Here is a 16,393-nt window from a genome sequence, read left to right on the forward strand (position 1 = left end):
TTCAGGCCTTCAGTTTTGCAAACTCCTCGGCCATTTTCCAGAGCACCTGATTTAATTTGATGTCACCATCTATTCCGGTGACTTCCCGCGTTCTGGTCATCTTCCCTTTTTCCGTTCTGCCACGAATACCCCCACGGATCACATTTTCCTGCACCACGTTAAACGTGGTCCATAAATCCTGGCCTCTGTCGAGCACGCGGCGAGGGTTAATAATTTGCTCCGGTGTAATCGGCGCTGGTTTTCCATCGTACTTAAGTTCCAGGGCGGTCGCACCAAAAAGGCGCTGCTCAGGCAAAGTGAGCTGAATGCTTTTCATGAGGTCAATATTTTCATCAACCGCGTCAAATGTTTTCAGCACCGTGTAAGCGCCTTCAATAACCTGTCCGACAATATCACCTTTGTGGGGTACGCGGATTTCACCAAAATCCTTCCATGCAACCAGACCATTACTGCAAACCTGACGGAACATACCGGGGATCATTTTATAGCTGCTTGAACCATCATGGCTATTCAGCAGAATAATTTCCGGTACTTCTTTTCCGTTAATCTGGTCATGACGACGCAGCCGAAGCATATGCTTTGTAAAGTCGCGTTTATCCTGGTCACGTGTACGTGACTGAGTTGCATAATACGGCTGAAAACCTTCATCACGTAAACGATCAAGAATGTTTATGGTCGGGATATATGTATAACGTTCAGAACGTGAATCGTGTTTGTCCGATGAAAACGCGCTCGGAACGATGAGCTGTAATTCCTCATTCGTCAGCGGACGGTCTTTACGGATCGAGGTAGGCATACGATAGCGGCTTGCGAAACTGACCATTTTTATTTACTCCTGATTATTTAGTAAGTGATGAAGGAATAACGCGGTGAAAATTATCCAGCGGCATTGCAGCTGCCACCGGGCGACCATCTACAACCCAGACAGAGATATAATCCGTGCATTCGTCATAAATTAACGTCAGCTCAGTGGCATTCTCTGGCGGCGTAAAAATTGCCGGTTGTGGCTCCCCTTCCGATGCTGCCAGGACCCAGCAAAACAGATCCGTGAACTGGGACGTGGTGAGGTTTGAATCACATCTTCCGGTAGATTCTTGAGCGGCGGTTTCGACGTTGACGTTTCGTGTGTGCATCCTGGTTTTCTCCTGTGGTGATGGTTGTCCATCTCCCTGGTGAGTTCTCTCGCGGCAAAGGGCAAAGGAGCAACGGCGAAGGGCGGAAGGAAAGGGGCGGAGACTAAAGTTTTTGCGGCACGCAAAAAGTTTTGGCGGAGTGCATTTCACCCCTTGGATGACGACCCGACGGTGCTACGACAAGCCCTCCGCGTGAGGACGCACGGGTGATGGCTTCACCGGGGGAACAGGATGCACACACCCGACACGTCGGAACGGCGTGGCGCCATTAAAGCGACGGCATCAGCCGGCGCGGTGAAGGCGTTCCGGACGGCACGGCCGGAGAAGCCGCAGCCTTTGACCTTTGCCATCAGACCCTAGCCGTATGGCCCGAAACCCGCAGGGGTTCGGCGGAGCCTGGCGGGTGCGCAGCGGCCGCCCTGGCGGAGTGGGGCTCGACGACCGGACAGCAACGCTGGCCGGGAGCCGAAGGGGGCCATCGCCCTGCCCTGTTTTCGGGTTATGGCCGCAGAGCTGCTGCATCACTTCTACGTTCTGATCTCCGGGCAAGAGAGGAAATTTTGAACACTCCGCTATTTAATGCTAATGTATGCATCCATTAGCATTAATAACCGGTACATAAAATGGCTGAAGAATCTCAGACCGAGCAGTCCCGCGCTTACTTTTACCGCAACTTTAAATACACACTCGAACATCTTACCCGGGATTATGAGGCTGAACTGCTGCGTTATTCTGATGATTCCTGGGAACTCCCACAGCGAGCTGCACGCCTCAGCGCTGCTGTTAAACGCTATAAAACCTACCGAATGCTGAATTTTATTTTTGAGATAGCTGACAGCATCGATCTGGACTTAACGCCGCTTATTGTAAAGCGTCTTTGTATGCGTCTTTTCGGCCGCTCGGGTAGTCAGGACATAATTGTCGCCACTTTTGGCCAGAAAGGTCGCCAGCACCGCAGCCGCGACAATACGCCTGCCATCCTGGATGAAATAGCTTCCCGCTACCGTCTTGCCGCACAATCCTGCCAGGCCTCCACCCTCAGTGACATTGAAAGTGTGAAAAAGCACTATCAGACAGGCATCCGCGCAGTACGGAACAGGGAAAAATGACTTTTTCCAATAATGCTAATGGATGCGTACATTAGCATTAACATGATTAGCGGAAGGGAAGAGAACGGGCAGCGCCGGAGGCGCTGCCGCCCAGCCCCGTTCCCCGCAGGGGGAACTGCCCTTCCCGGAAGTTCAGGCGTGCGGTCGCGTCGGGAAGGAAAAAGGGGCTGACGGCGAACCGGCAACCCCTTCATAAAGGCGCTTCAGGCATATCAGGCCAACTCAGCTCCTGAAAAGGCGGGGTTTCCCCCGCCTCCAGGTTGCTACTTACCGTTGGATTCGTAAGCCAGGCTTGCCGCGACCTCCCTGTCCCCGTCCTTTAGCCGGAGTTCGCATAAGCGGTTCCGGGTCAGGCATGTGAATATTAAGAGCGTTATACACACGATTAATACGCACCAGATAAGGGCGTTTCGCGGCAGTTTCATGGTTTACTCCTCCTTGCAAATTGCACGGTAAGAGGCCATACTGGTGTTGACTAGACATTCAGTGGGCCTCGTGGGTTAATGAAAATTAACTACGGGGCTTTCTGCTTTCTGCCACACAACACGGCAACAAACCACCTTCACGTCATGAGGCAAAAAGCCTCAAGCGCCATCGCCATTATATCCCGTTGTCGATCATCTGCCCAGGAATAACAGACTGAAAACTGTATAAATTCTCATCGTTTTTCCGCATCATTCAGCTCCTGAAATCCCCAGTGCCTCACGAATCTCGGCGGCTCGCTGTTCGCTTCCGGCGGCCACGCCGGCGTTATAGACAAGGCCGATCAACGCCTGCAACATTTCCCAGTCATCCCGTTCCAGCCGGGCATCAAGACGGTACAGTATCTTCCCGCTTTCAGCATGCCGGAACACGGTTCCTGTCTCTTTTTTGTCGAACCTGCGGCTGATAATGCTCAATATCCCTCCCGGTTATCCGTACCTTCTGACCACTCGCGGATCTGGTCTTCGAGCGCCTCAAGATGCCTGTCTATACTCTCAGCCAGCTGCTCACTTTCGGTTTCCAGCCAGCCACTGAGTCCGTCCCACTCGCAGCACATCTCTTTCAGCTTTGCCGACATGGTACGGAGCTTGTTACGCTGGCTGCGGGCGACTTTCAGCTCCGTCTTGCAGGGGTTATTTCTCATTCCGCCCCCTGCTGATACCGCAACTTGTTCGGTACCTGCCAGCGCTCAGCAGTACGGACAGATTCCGGAGTCTCCCGCACGATAAACGGGATTTCGTACATCACTGCATACAGCGGCTCGCCACTGATGCGAAGCCAGTCAAGTTCCTTCAGCGACGCGAACCGCGACTGCCAGCGCCAGAACGATCCGGCAAGCTCTGCCGCGTCAAACTCGTCGCTCCACCGGGTGTACCAGGTGCAGACGGTTTCAGGCGACTGAAAATTCAGGTCGATTTTCGCCTGCTCCAGCAGGTTCTGGCGCAGCTTCCAGCGCTGTTCAAACTCGCGTGACTGACGGCGCAACTGGCGTGTGGTCTTGATGCCGGACCTGTGCAGCCGTCGCCCCGTGCGGGTGTGCATGACTTCAGGAAACAGTTCGGCCTGTACGTCAATTGTGAGCGGCAGCGGGCAAGCTTCACCACTGGTTGCAATCATCGTGTTAAGTGCCTCCTCGACCTGTTTCAGGTTCGAATGTCGGTTATTTGGCACCCAGTGCAGGCCAGGTATTTTATTAGCCACCGTGGCGTTGAGGCGTCCGCTTCCCGTGAACAGGCGCAGAAAGGTACGCACATACGGCATGGCGGGCAGCCGTGCACCGCGTTCGCGGGCAGACTCAACATGGCTGATAGCCTGTATTGCAGCCTGACGGGCTGGCTTCAGGGAAACGAACGCGTGTGAGGACGGGATCATGCTGTCACCTCCCCGCTCATCAGGTTCGCCACGGTGCTGGCAGTGCAGTTAAAGCGGCGCATACCTGCCAGCTGCGCGATCAGTTGGCTGATCCGGTCGGGCTGGAGCGTGTCGCTCTGGTAAAGGGTACGCACCACTTCACCGCCGGAAGATAGCAGCACCAGAAGCCAGTACGGCGAGACTTCGCCGGGACTGCACACGCACAGATGCCAGTCATCACTGCCGTCCGCGCTGAAGCGGCACTGGACGGGGAAGAAGCCGCCAAACTCGCTGCGGAACTCGGCGCAGACGCGCCATCCTTCAGGTGTCGACAGGAGGCCGGTCACGGCATCGCTGAGGGCGCGACGCGCATCCTCGCCCTGCTGACGGATAAACTCCATGTCGGATGCGGTCAGGGAGTTGATTCGGTTCAGGTCATATTGCATGGTCATGTCTTTTCTCCGCCGCCCGAAGGCGGCGGCCTCCGGTATTAAGCAGCGTGGTCAGTGGTATCAGCGTCGGATTCAGTGGCTTCTTCAGCCTCAGCGGCTGGCGCAGGGCGCACCATCCAGTCAGGCAGCCAGCCCTGAGCATTCAGATCCTGTTCGGCGGCCTTCGCCGCATCGCGGCGCTTGAGCTTCACAATCTCTCCGGCGCGGGCACTGAGTCCGGCTTCTTCATAGGCTTTGCCAATCTGGGCGATGGTGAGCTTGCCGAAGTAGCTCTCTGCACCCGGTTGCCACCACTTGCGCAGGTCAAAGTCCAGCGCTGCTTCCAGCGCGTCCAGCTCACTGGTGTCCGTGCGGTTATACAGGCGTTCCTGAATGCCGTTAATACCATGCGCCGCACAGAATCCCAGCAGGGTGTTCACCTGCTCTGCTGACCATGACAGCAGCCAGGTGAAATCGAGATGCCAGTTTTCTGGCAGCGTTGCCTGAAGCGCTTTTTTCTGTGCATTGAGCGCCGTCAGCGCCTTCCCTTCTTCTCCGGATGGAGCCAGTGATGCAAGGTGGTGCTGATTCGAGGTCACATATGCTTTCAGCGGTTCGCTGCGTTTACCGTAGCTGCGGTCAAACATACTGAGGCACAGTGTCCACGTCAGCAGCGCCACCGACACGTCGGGACGACCCGCCAGTTCGGCCTGAACGGCAAGAGTGCGCTCCGCAGACATGGCCTTAACCAGCGTTGCCGGATAGGCATCAGCGGGGATTTCAGGCGTGGTGTATGTGATCACTTTACTTTCACGTTCCTGACGCGCCTGTTCTTCTGCTGCCCGGTCTTCGTCGGTCAGCCTGCGGATACCAGGCTGAACCTGAAAACTGTCACCATCCCATGACACCCAGATACCGTGCGCGGCGCGAAATTCCGGCGTGGCTTCGCGATACTCCGCCTCGCAGTAAATGTCATCGATCTGCTGCTGAAGCTCGTATTCGTCATCGTAGGTTTCAGTAGCTTCCATTTGTTCTTCCAGCTCACTGACACGCTTCTGTTCTTCTTCCGTCAGGACAGCTTTCGGCATGGCAAAACGGTACAGTTCACCGTCCTCACCGCTGGCGCGCAGTTCCGTCATGCGGAACTCAGCCCAGCCCCAGCCCTGCTCCTGCTTAACGCGGGCGGCGAGCACGGTAAGCTTGCCAGCCAGCAGGGATCTCACCAGCGCCGCATCGGCAAAGGTACTGTCCCTGTCGCTGAACAGATCGGCGGTCAGCGTACCGCCAGCGGCGGTATAGGCTTCCTCGCCCACATACTCAAACATCGGGTGGCTGATGGCCATCTTGTCGTCAGTCACCATTTTGCGAAGTGTATGGGGCATTGGCATACTGCCGTTCCACTGTGCCTTCGCTTCTTCCCAGACCTGTAGCTGCCGTTCATGAGTGTCGGCAAGGGTCATCACTTCACAATGCTCAAGGGTGATTTCATCCCGCGCCAGCGCATCAAGCAGGGAGGGGGCAAGATTCGCCAGCTTCAGGCAGCGCTGAACGTGGCGCGGGTGGTAGCCCATCAGTGCGCCGATCTGAGAGGCCGTTTTACCTTCCTGCTGAAGGGTACGAAAACCGATAATCTGCTCGGCGGGATGCATGTTTTTACGTCGGCCGTTCTCGATCATCGAGGCCGCCACAGCCATCTCCACGGGCAGGACTTTCACCGGAACAAACGGCGTGTCTGCATCAAGTACACCGCGCATCACCAGAATGCCTGTGCCTCTGCGACGACCTTCCCCGCCGACAATGCCGATCGTACCGTCCGGCAGTTCTGCACCGATCAGGTTTTGCAGGATGCCCATTGCCTGAATGCTGTCTGCCATCTCTTCCACTTCCTGATCGGTATGCGGAATGATGCGCGTGTTTAAGTCAGTGCGTGACAGGCGTGAGTACGGGAAGATTTGCACGGGCGTATCTGCGAGCAGCTGGACGAGCTTCTCCTCGCCAGACTGCACGATTTTTTCCGCAGATTTTGTCTGACGGGTGGTCCTGGCTGGTTTTTTTGCCGTAGTATTGGTGGCGACCATAATTTTTACCTCTCAGTGATAATTGTGGTTAGCCGTGGCCGGATTGCCCTCCGGTCACGGCACTCGGTTAACCGGTAATGCGTTTGGGGTGTGCTGCCAGTGCTGCAAAGGACGGATAGCCATCAAGAACCTGCATCATGACTTTTGCCCCTTCCAGCATCGCTTTATCCGTTACGCTGCCGCTGTTTTCACACACGTTGATCGTTGCCACGATCCCCGATTTCACATCTGAAAAACGCTCATACATGCGGTTGCTGAACAGGACACGTTTGCCTCCTGCCATCACCTGCCAGTTGTTGCAGTCATTAAATCGGGTGTCCACGTTGTCAAACTCGACCACGTGGGTGTCGCTGGCCTGAATGCGCAGCAGCTTCACGATTTCTGTGCTCTGCCCGACCTTACGGGTCGCCGGACGGGTGTTAAGGTTCTGCATGTTTCCTCCTTCTCTGGGTTAAGGCCGGACATCCGGCCTCCGGTTAAAGCTGCACGTATTGCAGGTTGCGTTTCAGTTCAAACAGAAAATCAGGCTCAAAAGACCAGGCGCGCCAGTTAAGCGTTCCGTTGGTGCGGATCTCCACCTGCACGTCGCCGTATCGGGACACATCGGATACGGTGACGGTGACCCCCGTTTTCAGCGCAGTGGCCTGAGCCACCCATTCCCGCGCGACAGAAACAGGGTTTTGTTCTTCCCCCATCTTCCTGGAAGATTCTTGAGCGGCGGTTTTGACGTTGACGTTTCGTGTGTGCATCCTGGTTTTCTCCTGTGGTGATGGTTGTCCATCTCCCTGGTGAGTTCTCTCGCGGCAAAGGGCAAAGGAGCAACGGCGAAGGGAGGAAGGAAAGGGGCGGAGACTAAAGTTTTTGCGGCACGCAAAAAGTTTTGGCGGAGTGCATTTCACCCCTTGGATGACGACCCGACGGTGCTACGACAAGCCCTCCGCGTGAGGACGCACGGGTGATGGCTTCACCGGGGGAACAGGATGCACACACCCGACACGTCGGAACGGCGTGGCGCCATTAAAGCGACGGCATCAGCCGGCGCGGTGAAGGCGTTCCGGACGGCACGGCCGGAGAAGCCGCAGCCTTTGACCTTTGCCATCAGACCCTAGCCGTATGGCCCGAAACCCGCAGGGGTTCGGCGGAGCCTGGCGGGTGCGCAGCGGCCGCCCTGGCGGAGTGGGGCTCGACGACCGGACAGCAGCGCTGGCCGGGAGCCGAAGGGGGCCAGAAGAGGGATTCAGGTGTTTTCAGAGGATTTGCTGATCGGGTTTCAGAGCTGGCGACCACGCCACGCCACGCCACACCACACCACACCACACCACACAGGACCGTATCCGTGACAATTTGCCCTCACAATGGCTTTCATCTGCATCGCCCCGGGCTAACATCAGGGCGGGAGGGGGCAGCGCCGCAGGCGCTGGCCTTGCCGCCCCGTCAGCCCGAAGGGATGACAGGGTTTTCGCGCGCGAACAGGCGGCGCATATGCCCCGCCCGGATTATTTATTGTCCGTCGCCCTCACCGCCCTGGAGAATGAAGTGGCCGCAAAGATAGACGGCGCACTGGCGGGTAGCAGATTCGCAGATCTCATCCAGCACTTTCGCTGTGGTTACAGGGCTGAGTCCGGATTCGCGACGTCGCTCGTTGATGAGCGTTTTATACTGGTGCAGGATACTGCGGGTTTCCGGTGACAGTTGCATGGTGTTCTCCTTTTTTCAGTTTCCGGAGGCAACGCCTCCGGCTTCTCTGTCAGGCCTCAAGCGCAGCGCGCAGGCTCATCATGACGTCGTTTTCTTCTTTCAGGGTTTCTTCTGCTGATCCGCCGCCATCCTCCGCGCATACGGCGATACGCTGCATCTCCCGTCCTGCAAGCTGCATGACTAAGGCCAGCGATTTCGCGGGAATAGTCACGGTTCGCTTCTCGCGTCGCTCATCGAGCATGGTTTCGACTATCGCCCGTATCTGGCCGATATCCGCGCCACTTTCAAGGCAGGAACTTAGCCGACGCAAGACTTCATCCAGTTCCTCATCGGTTAAATCCCAGTCAAGGCAGACGCAACGAATGTCATTTCGATTCCAGCAGGCGAAAACGTATTTCTCGCCATCGAGGTCGGAATGTCTGAACATTTCAAGGGCAATTTCTCTTGCTGTACCAATCATTTTTTCTCCTTTTATCGGGCGGCATCGCCGCCCGTAGTCAGTCAGTCAAGGGCACGCCAGATGGTGGCTCTTTCCGGATGGGTGTCGGCAAATGCCATAAGCTGCTCATAACGGCGGCAGAAGTGGCGGCACAGTTCTTCATGGTCATGGTTGCTGTGGTGCCAGCTACGGTGATTCAGTACCAGTGCCGTGAGGATGTTCCCCGCTACTTCCCCGCTGACAGTCTGCTCAAACCAGTTATCCGGATTGCACAGGGTCAGGCTCTCCACATCCGGAGCCATAAATCCGCCCCCGTCCGGCAGCCGGTAAAACTGCCAGAATCCTCCCTGATACTCGGGGCAGTAGCGCTGGGCGTAGGCGTACACGGACGCCTCGGACGTCATAAAATCGCCGCCAAACAAATCAGGCAGGAAAGTCAGGCGCTGCGCACCCTCAAGACGAACAGCATCACAGGTCACGGTCTGGTTCATAGATCCTCCACGGTTAACATATTCTCGGTTCCGGCATCGCCGTGACGACACGACAGACCGGCGAAAAGCGGAGGACACAGGGGCGACGCCGCAAGCCGCAGCGCAAAGCCTTCACGGGCTGAATGCACCGTGAAGGGTGCGAACGGGTGAGGACGGAGGCGTCAGCGAACCCTTTTGGCCGATGCGGCCGGGCTACAGTGAAGTCACGGCGCATGCCGTCACCGCACGGAGCTTCAGGGGAGTTTCATTGTCCCGACGTGGCCCGGAGGGCGGCGGCGGATAAAAGCGGAAGACACTGACATCCTTTTCGCAGTGGATAGCCACCGGTTGCCGGGGCGTTACCCCGGCGTTCTCTCAGGCGGCCAGCGCCTCCTGTAAGGCGCGAACGTTATTAAGCTCATCCCTGACAGATTCCGGCTCCTGCCGCCCGGCTTCCCAGGCCATACCGATCCGGTTTTCCAGCTCGCATTCATAGTTACGCAGGACGCGGGACAGGAGTACCGCCGGAACGCTCACCTGACGGTTTGCCGCTTCGCGCTGACGGGTCAGAAGATCGCTGATAGTCAGATTATTTACCCCCTCCTGACGGTATTGCGTCATTTTCATTTCGCCGAGCGCCTTCATCACTTCCCGGATTTCAGCCCCGTCCGGTTCTGGCTGGGCTTCACGGCAGGCCACGCTAATCCCCTCTTCCGTCCAGACCAGCAGGACCAGGAGTTCGTCAGACGTGAACATGTTTTCAAGATCTTCACAAAGTTCTTCACGGGTTCCGTACATTGTTTTTTCTCTCTTGTAAGGGGTTACAGGCCGGGCCTCAGCCCGGCAGGGTCAGTCAGTCCTGAAAAGTCTCGTCCAGCACCAGGGCTTCGCGGTAGGCTTCCAGAAGCAGGGTGTTGATCCGGCGCAGGGTCTGCGCTGCCATACGTTCAGTAAGCGTTGCCGCGTCGTGCCGGTGCTGCGATTCGAGGCGGTTCAGCAGCATCCGCACATCACACATGGCATTGCTGAGCGCGGCCACGTCCGCGCGCAGGTGTTCAAGGCCCGGGTAATTCATGCGGCCTCCGGCCAGTCAGGGTAAAACGCGCCGTCATTGGCCGCCGGCATCCTTCTCGCCCGTTCAACCTGTGCCAGACGGCGGACGCCGGCGGCGTGGTACTGCTCAAGCATCTCGATCCCGATATAGCGGCGGCTGGCTTCGGCGGCGGCCACGCAGGTGGAGCCGCTGCCGGCGAACGGGTCAAGGACAATGGCCCCCGGACGCGTGAACGATTCAATCAGTGGCCGCAGGCTCTGCACCGGCTTCTCCGTCGGATGGTGTCGGTTGCCCGTGTATTTCCAGGGGATCACGTCCGGGATGGGACGGTCCGGGGTTTGCGGCCTCCCCTTCGCCAGCAGGTAGGCGCTCTCATGGGTGTAACCCACGAACGTCGATTTTGAGGCGTAGCTCTTGGCAAAGACGATATGGCCAACCACCCGGAAGCCAGCCGCTTTCCACGCATTCAGAAACAGATCCGCGCGGTTCCAGGCATAGAAGCTCACCATAAGGCTGTCGTTTTTCAGCACGCGGTACATTTCATGACATGCGGGCTGGAGCCATTCGGCAGAGTTGTCCCCGGCCAGGGTGCGGCCGGTACGGTCCTTATAGCCAACCAGATAAGGCGGATCGGTAAGAATAAAATCGACGGCACGCGCCGGAAAACGGGACATCACCTGCACGCAGTCACCCAGAATAAAACGGGACATAGACATACTCCTCTCTGATATGCGGCACCCTGTTGCGCCGTGCCGCCACAAAAACCCGGCGGAAAGCGGAGGGCGCAGGGGCGACGCCGCAAGCCGCAGCGCAAGCCTTTCACGGGCTGAATGCACCGTGAAAGGTGCGAACGGGTGAGGACGGAGACAATGTGAACCCTTGCGACCGCAGCGGCCGGGTTAGCGTGAAGGCACGGCGTTGAACACGCCGCCGACTGGCGGCCATTAAAGAGGAGGGAACCGACATCCTTTTATTTGACGGCAGGAATGAAATGTCACCCTGCCGTTTTTTTTAGTCCTGAAGAGAACAATGCAGGACAGAGGGTTACAGGATTGAGAAAATGAGACAATGCCAGCTGAAGATTGGAATCTGGAAGTGGGCAGCTGGCACGAAACTTATTTAGCTGTTCTGCAGGCTGAGACTAACGATGTTCGGAGTACGCGAAACTCAATTACGTCGTTACGCCCGAGGAGCTTGAGGGCGTCTGGGGAACAGGCCATTGCAGCCTTCAGTGCCAGTGAAATGGCGAGGCTGCGGTAGCGGTTTTGCAGCATGATGGGAGCATCAGCAGGCACTGCGTCAGACACCTGTAGATACGCTTTCCATGCATCAGGCTGAGCCAAAGCATCACGTTCCACGGCTTCGAGCTGGTCTTCACGTTCCTTTTGCTTTTGCGCGGCCATCTGGTTAAGAACCGCCACTGTGGCTGCGGCATTCACCGCACCAGGCATTGCCAGTGTGAGCGCCACAAACAAAATTGCAGTATTACACTTCATTTGTCCTCCTCATTGTGTTCATTTCCTTTATTTTCTGACAGTTCAACAGCTCGCTGGCCGCCGCCAGCGTCAGCCCCGCTCTCTTAACCTTTTGCATCAGTCTCTCCCTGGCTGTCTGGTTACCACTCTGAATGATGTTCTTGCTCAGGATCGGCTCTTCGGCTTTTTATCGTCAAAAGCCAGGAGATCCCCGATGCCGATCAGCGAGGCATAGCAGACCTGCATCGCAATTGTCACCGGCAGGGAGAGATGTCACCCTGCCGTTTTTTTGCCCTGAAATGTACGGGGCCGGATTTAACGCGCAGGTGCAGCACCCATACGTCTCAGCGCATCCTGAACTTCACGCAGCCCAAAAATCTCTTCCGGCGGCTGCTCTTTTCCGGCCAGACTACAGGCCGTAAAGACGGCATTTGATGCGGTTAATCTCTCACGGTGCAGCGCCTGCAATGCCACAACTACCAGCGTGCGTTCTTCTCCTGTCAGTTCTTCAAGCTGCATACAGTTTCCTTCAGTTTAATGTTCATACTCATCCCCGCCCCTCAGGTTTTTTCTCGTCAAACGCCAGGAGAACCCCGATGCCGATCAGCGAGGCGTAGCAGACCTGCATCGCGATTGTCACCGGCAGGGAAATGTTATCAACCAGAACGCCGGGAACCACGACGGCCACGCCTGCCAGTATCATTCCCCTGCCGGTCTTTTTGACCCGTTCCGGCCACTGGGATTCGGGCACGTTCCGGGCGCGCAGAAAGGTATGAATGCACTGTTCTGCCTTTTGTTTAATCACTGACATGTTTTAGTCTCCGAATGCCCGTCGCATATTTTTCTTTATTCTGGTCGCTTCACCGGAAACCTGCGCGGCAGACTCTGCTGGTTTCTCCGGCATTGCTGCGTTACTCACGCCAGCCGTACCGGCCATCTGCTGAACCACCACGTGCAGCTCGCTGACCGTGCCGGGCGGTACCGGCATACTGGCCAGCAGACGCGGCAGCTCCGGTGCGGTCGTATGCAGGGCCAGACCGGTGATAATCAGGTTTCTCAGCAGCTCTCCGCGCAGGCGGGATGACACGCCCGTCAGCACACGCTCAACCCGTTCACTGCTCCGGTCATCCTGAAGCGTCAGGGTGTAACGCCGGCGCTGGTATTCCGTCTCCGGTGACATGGCCAGAGCCGCCACGCCACCATCAGGCTCATCAGGAAGTCCTGAGAGTGAAGACCAGGTGCCGGATACCAGCGCCATCACGGCACAAAGCCGGATGGCGCTCAGATGCCCGTCAAAGAACACCGGGATCAGCGCCGGTAAACGGGCATCCGTCTGGTACATCACCGCCCCGGCGGTGGCGGCGGTCCGGATGAAGTCACCGCGAAGGGGCTGTGAGATGGTGCTGATGGTCGCCATCGCCGCGATGTCGGTGCGATCGTCGCTGTGCAGATAGAAAGAATACTGGCCGTCCGGCACGTTTAGTCCTCTTTATTGTAAAGGGCAATCTCTCTGGCCAGCGCCAGCTGCGGATCGCCTATAACCTCGATACGGTCAGGAGCCAGAGGCCAGGCCTGACGGACAGCCTCTTCAATGAGGGATGCCCCTCCCCCGACCAGGAATACCCGGTTAACGTTCCTGAAGGCCGTCAGCTCACTGGTGACACGCGCGCCCAGGGAAGTGATGGCCTCTGTAATTTTGTTCAGTACATCGTCGATTTTTCCGGCATCGTTGACCACACGCTGTAGATACTGGCGATCATTGCGGTTACGGATGACCGTGTCAGCAATGAGCGCACTGGTTTCGCTGTCTGCCGCCCGCAGTGCGCCTGCGGCTGCGCGGGTGACCTGTGACACGCCGACAGACGGATTGCCGTGTACCGCACTGATATCATCAAACTGTCCGACAATCACGCCGGCATCGAGCGTGGTTCCGCCGAGATCGATGATCAGGGTGGTCTCTGCGGGTCCGGGCTTCAGCTCCGCGAGACGGGAGAACGCCGCCGGCAGTGATTCCGGCATCACCTTCACATCCGTTACGGTAAATGCCCTGCCCTTATTCAGAACCAGCTCACACATCAGGTTTTCCCGTTTGCGTCGTATGTTCTCCTCGTTCCGCTGGCAGTCCCCGTCATAATACTCGCTCAGGGGCAGCGTCACGGTCAGGCTCACCGGCTGCGGTTCAAGTCCGCTGTTCAGCAGCGCATGATGCACGGCCAGCAGGTTGAGATCACCGTACTGATATTCCACGTTTGTTGTCGGGATGGCATCCCGGCTGACGCTGTCCCAGGTGTATTTCAGCGTGCCCACCTGATAGTTGAACGTTGCGGCACTGAATTCCGCCACTTTCCAGCCATGCCGGAAGGAGTTGGCAGAAACCCGGGTCTGCATTTCGTTTCCTTCAAACCATGCCAGCTTAACATTAGTTGAACCATCATCGCAGTAAATATTCATCATTATGCTCCGTCAATTAAACTCAATTTGATACATATTATAAGAGCAAAATGGAAAAACAAAAGCATTTTTTCTCATTATGAGAATTATGAAAGAATCAAAATGATATTTAAGAGCATTTTGAGTAACTCCGGTTACTCACCCTGTTCATGGAGCAGGTGATCTGGATTATCCTCACGCTGTTAAATATACTGTATACATAACCAGTACATTTAGACGTCAGGAGGAAAGATGAAACTGCTGCTTTTCAGCACCGGGAAAGCACTCCCGCCACAGGCCCATCCGTTGTTTGCAGACCTGGCCAGCTGCGGTTTTCCCAGCCCTGCCGCTGACTATGTCGAGTCCGACCTGGATCTCCATGATTACTGCATACGGCATCCGAGCGCGACTTACTATCTGCGTGCCAGCGGTGACAGCATGTCCGACGGCAGCCTTTACAATGGTGATCTGCTGGTTGTGGACAGTGCAGAGAAACCCCGGCACGGCGATATTGTTGTGGCCAGCGTGCAGGGGGAGTTTACGGTTAAACGGCTCCTGCTGACGCCACGACTGACGCTGCAGCCCATGAACACAGCCTGGTCGCCGATTTATCCCGACCCGGACGATCTGGATATTTTTGGTGTCGTCACGCACATCATCCACCGACCGAGGGAGATGTACTGATGTTTGCCCTGGCAGATGTGAACAGCTTTTATGCCAGCTGTGAACGTGTTTTCCGCCCGGATTTGAAAGGAAAGCCGGTTGTGGTGCTCAGTAATAACGATGGCTGCGTCATCGCAAGAAGTGCCGAGGCAAAGCCCTGGATAAAAATGGGCACGCCGTGGTTTCAGATGAAAAACGAGACTTACACGGAAAAAATATACGCATTCTCCAGCAACTATGAACTTTATGCCTCGATGTCGGCACGCGTGATGAGCTGCCTGGAGGAGCTGGCCCCCAGGGTGGAACAGTATTCGATTGACGAGATGTTCCTCGACCTGACCGGCGTTGAGCACTGCATGGACCTGGAGGACTTCGGCCGGCAGCTGCGCCAGCACGTGTATGACTGTACCCGTCTGACCATCGGCGTGGGTGCCGGGCCGACGAAAACCCTGGCAAAATCAGCCCAGTGGGCCTCAAAAGAGTGGAAACAGTTTCGTGGTGTGCTCGCACTGACTCGGGGGAATCCACAGCGAACGCGGAAACTGCTTTCACTGCAGCCGGTCGAAGAGATCTGGGGCGTGGGAAACCGTATTGCACGCAAGCTCAATGTTCTGGGCATCAAAACCGCGCTCGATCTGGCCCTGACGAACCCGGCCTTTATCCGCAAAAATTTCTCCGTCGTTCTCGAGCGAACAGTACGCGAACTGAACGGGGAAAGCTGCATGTCGCTTGAAGAAGCCCCGCCGACAAAGCAGCAGATCGTCTGCAGCCGTAGCTTCGGCGAGAAGGTCACTGAATACGATTCGCTCCGCCAGGCTGTCTGTCAGTACGCAGAGCGGGCCTCAGAAAAGCTGCGTAAAGAGCGCCAGTATTGCCGGCATATTTCCGTATTCATCAAAACGTCTCCGTTCGCCGTTAAAGAGCCTTACTACGGCAACGTGGCCACGGAGAAACTGCTTACCCCCACTCAGGACACCCGGGACATCATTGCGGCCGCCACAACGGCTCTGGAGCGTATCTGGAAGGATGGGCACCGGTATGCCAAAGCCGGTGTGATGCTGAATGACTTCACCGGCTCCGGCGTTTCGCAGCTGCAGCTGTTCGACGAACGTCCGCCACGTCCTCACAGCGCTGAGCTGATGAAGGTTCTCGATGGCATTAATCATTCCGGGCTGGGACAGGTCTGGTTTGCCGGACGAGGGATAGCGCCATCATGGCAAATGAAACGCGACATGCTCTCCCCTGCGTACACCACCCGCTGGAAAGATATCCCCATAGCGAGGATCAGTTAAATTTCGCTTTTCAGAGAGAGCCAGTAGTGATCGCCGCAGCCGAACGACAGGGCGAAGCCCGCGAGTGAGCGAGGAAGCACCAGGGAACAAAACGAACATAATCTTCTTACGCACCTAATACAGGAATCACTGTAACGTCTCAAAATCAGTATTGTGATAGAAACAGCTGAACAGAGTGGGACCATGGTCTCAGTTAAGTCCGGTGTGTGGAATCGATATTCCCGGTGGGGTTGACGGGCGAGTTCTGCCACGCAAGTAGGAGGTGGGACCGTGGTCCCAGTTAAATCC

The 16,393-nt window shown here is 56.6% G+C and carries 24 protein-coding genes and 1 pseudogene; 3 read left to right on the forward strand and 22 right to left on the reverse strand.

Features of this window, described 5'->3' with window-relative positions:
• Position 1: 1 nt before the first annotated feature.
• Positions 2–823: a DUF932 domain-containing protein gene (locus SK47_RS22240; RefSeq protein ID WP_048245164.1), complete on the reverse strand. Its 822-nt coding sequence runs from the start codon at positions 821–823 to the stop codon at positions 2–4.
• A 16-nt stretch (positions 824–839) separates the two neighbouring features.
• Positions 840–1,133, reverse strand: a complete 294-nt coding sequence (locus SK47_RS22245) for a hypothetical protein (protein WP_048245166.1) — start codon at positions 1,131–1,133, stop codon at positions 840–842.
• Between the two features lie 623 nt (positions 1,134–1,756).
• On the opposite strand from SK47_RS22245, the gene SK47_RS22250 reads away from it, so the two are divergent.
• On the forward strand, positions 1,757–2,242 hold the full coding sequence (locus SK47_RS22250) for a hypothetical protein (RefSeq protein ID WP_047716312.1): 486 nt from the start codon (positions 1,757–1,759) through the stop codon (positions 2,240–2,242).
• 263 nt (positions 2,243–2,505) lie between these two features.
• Here SK47_RS22250 and SK47_RS22255 read toward each other — a convergent pair whose 3' ends face one another.
• From SK47_RS22255 to parM, 20 genes and pseudogenes are all read right to left on the reverse strand, one after another.
• Positions 2,506–2,628, reverse strand: coding sequence for a type I toxin-antitoxin system Hok family toxin (locus tag SK47_RS22255; RefSeq protein WP_223256846.1), 123 nt, complete (start codon positions 2,626–2,628; stop codon positions 2,506–2,508).
• Positions 2,573–2,725 (reverse strand): annotated as a pseudogene (locus tag SK47_RS24395) (DUF5431 family protein); the annotation flags it as partial. The gene SK47_RS22255 and the pseudogene SK47_RS24395, both read right to left, overlap by 56 nt.
• 191 nt (positions 2,726–2,916) lie before the next feature.
• Positions 2,917–3,141 carry a hypothetical protein gene (locus tag SK47_RS22265; RefSeq protein WP_075211912.1) on the reverse strand — a complete coding sequence of 75 codons (225 nt, stop codon included), beginning with the start codon at positions 3,139–3,141 and terminating at the stop codon, positions 2,917–2,919.
• On the reverse strand, positions 3,138–3,368 hold the full coding sequence (locus SK47_RS22270; protein ID WP_032641239.1) for a hypothetical protein: 231 nt from the start codon (positions 3,366–3,368) through the stop codon (positions 3,138–3,140). Before SK47_RS22270 ends, SK47_RS22265 begins: the two co-directional genes overlap by 4 nt.
• The gene (locus SK47_RS22275) at positions 3,365–4,096 is read right to left on the reverse strand and encodes a plasmid SOS inhibition protein A (protein ID WP_048245168.1); all 732 of its coding nucleotides are present in this window, start codon (positions 4,094–4,096) and stop codon (positions 3,365–3,367) included. Before SK47_RS22275 ends, SK47_RS22270 begins: the two co-directional genes overlap by 4 nt.
• Entirely contained in the window at positions 4,093–4,527 is a 435-nt protein-coding gene (gene psiB, locus SK47_RS22280; RefSeq protein WP_047716314.1) for a conjugation system SOS inhibitor PsiB, read from the reverse strand. The genes SK47_RS22275 and psiB overlap by 4 nt, the downstream gene beginning before the upstream one ends.
• A gap of 38 nt (positions 4,528–4,565) precedes the next feature.
• Entirely contained in the window at positions 4,566–6,584 is a 2,019-nt protein-coding gene (locus tag SK47_RS22285; protein WP_047716315.1) for a ParB/RepB/Spo0J family partition protein, read from the reverse strand.
• Positions 6,585–6,651: 67 nt separating this feature from the next.
• Entirely contained in the window at positions 6,652–7,017 is a 366-nt protein-coding gene (locus SK47_RS22290; protein WP_032641231.1) for a hypothetical protein, read from the reverse strand.
• Positions 7,018–7,060: 43 nt separating this feature from the next.
• Positions 7,061–7,333: a DUF905 family protein gene (locus tag SK47_RS22295; RefSeq protein WP_047716316.1), complete on the reverse strand. Its 273-nt coding sequence runs from the start codon at positions 7,331–7,333 to the stop codon at positions 7,061–7,063.
• Positions 7,334–8,084: 751 nt separating this feature from the next.
• Entirely contained in the window at positions 8,085–8,282 is a 198-nt protein-coding gene (locus SK47_RS22300; RefSeq protein WP_047716053.1) for a hypothetical protein, read from the reverse strand.
• A gap of 49 nt (positions 8,283–8,331) precedes the next feature.
• On the reverse strand, positions 8,332–8,742 hold the full coding sequence (locus tag SK47_RS22305) for a DUF1380 family protein (RefSeq protein WP_045325832.1): 411 nt from the start codon (positions 8,740–8,742) through the stop codon (positions 8,332–8,334).
• A gap of 41 nt (positions 8,743–8,783) precedes the next feature.
• The gene (locus SK47_RS22310; RefSeq protein WP_048245170.1) at positions 8,784–9,212 is read right to left on the reverse strand and encodes an antirestriction protein; all 429 of its coding nucleotides are present in this window, start codon (positions 9,210–9,212) and stop codon (positions 8,784–8,786) included.
• A gap of 354 nt (positions 9,213–9,566) precedes the next feature.
• The gene (locus SK47_RS22315; RefSeq protein ID WP_045325835.1) at positions 9,567–9,989 is read right to left on the reverse strand and encodes a DUF1380 family protein; all 423 of its coding nucleotides are present in this window, start codon (positions 9,987–9,989) and stop codon (positions 9,567–9,569) included.
• 55 nt (positions 9,990–10,044) lie between these two features.
• Positions 10,045–10,266 carry a hypothetical protein gene (locus tag SK47_RS22320; protein ID WP_013087144.1) on the reverse strand — a complete coding sequence of 74 codons (222 nt, stop codon included), beginning with the start codon at positions 10,264–10,266 and terminating at the stop codon, positions 10,045–10,047.
• Positions 10,263–10,955 carry a DNA methylase gene (locus SK47_RS22325; protein WP_045325837.1) on the reverse strand — a complete coding sequence of 231 codons (693 nt, stop codon included), beginning with the start codon at positions 10,953–10,955 and terminating at the stop codon, positions 10,263–10,265. The genes SK47_RS22320 and SK47_RS22325 overlap by 4 nt, the downstream gene beginning before the upstream one ends.
• Positions 10,956–11,360: 405 nt before the next feature.
• The gene (locus tag SK47_RS22330) at positions 11,361–11,741 is read right to left on the reverse strand and encodes a hypothetical protein (RefSeq protein ID WP_045325839.1); all 381 of its coding nucleotides are present in this window, start codon (positions 11,739–11,741) and stop codon (positions 11,361–11,363) included.
• A gap of 294 nt (positions 11,742–12,035) precedes the next feature.
• Positions 12,036–12,239 (reverse strand): hypothetical protein, encoded by a 204-nt coding sequence (locus SK47_RS22340; RefSeq protein WP_045325841.1) that lies wholly within the window; start codon positions 12,237–12,239, stop codon positions 12,036–12,038.
• A 28-nt stretch (positions 12,240–12,267) separates the two neighbouring features.
• Positions 12,268–12,531: a hypothetical protein gene (locus tag SK47_RS22345; protein ID WP_045325844.1), complete on the reverse strand. Its 264-nt coding sequence runs from the start codon at positions 12,529–12,531 to the stop codon at positions 12,268–12,270.
• Positions 12,532–12,534: 3 nt separating this feature from the next.
• On the reverse strand, positions 12,535–13,197 hold the full coding sequence (locus SK47_RS22350) for a plasmid partitioning/stability family protein (RefSeq protein ID WP_045325846.1): 663 nt from the start codon (positions 13,195–13,197) through the stop codon (positions 12,535–12,537).
• Between the two features lie 2 nt (positions 13,198–13,199).
• The gene (gene parM / locus SK47_RS22355) at positions 13,200–14,171 is read right to left on the reverse strand and encodes a plasmid segregation protein ParM domain-containing protein (protein WP_080337221.1); all 972 of its coding nucleotides are present in this window, start codon (positions 14,169–14,171) and stop codon (positions 13,200–13,202) included.
• Positions 14,172–14,402: 231 nt separating this feature from the next.
• On the opposite strand from parM, the gene umuD reads away from it, so the two are divergent.
• Complete coding sequence (gene umuD, locus SK47_RS22360) at positions 14,403–14,834, forward strand: translesion error-prone DNA polymerase V autoproteolytic subunit (RefSeq protein ID WP_045325852.1); 432 nt, start codon at positions 14,403–14,405, stop codon at positions 14,832–14,834.
• Complete coding sequence (locus SK47_RS22365; protein ID WP_045325854.1) at positions 14,834–16,105, forward strand: Y-family DNA polymerase; 1,272 nt, start codon at positions 14,834–14,836, stop codon at positions 16,103–16,105. Before umuD ends, SK47_RS22365 begins: the two co-directional genes overlap by 1 nt.
• The last annotated feature ends 288 nt before the right edge of the window (positions 16,106–16,393 follow it).

The organism is Enterobacter sp. BWH52 (genome assembly GCF_001037565.1).
GTDB classification, from domain to species: domain Bacteria; phylum Pseudomonadota; class Gammaproteobacteria; order Enterobacterales; family Enterobacteriaceae; genus Enterobacter; species Enterobacter hormaechei_C.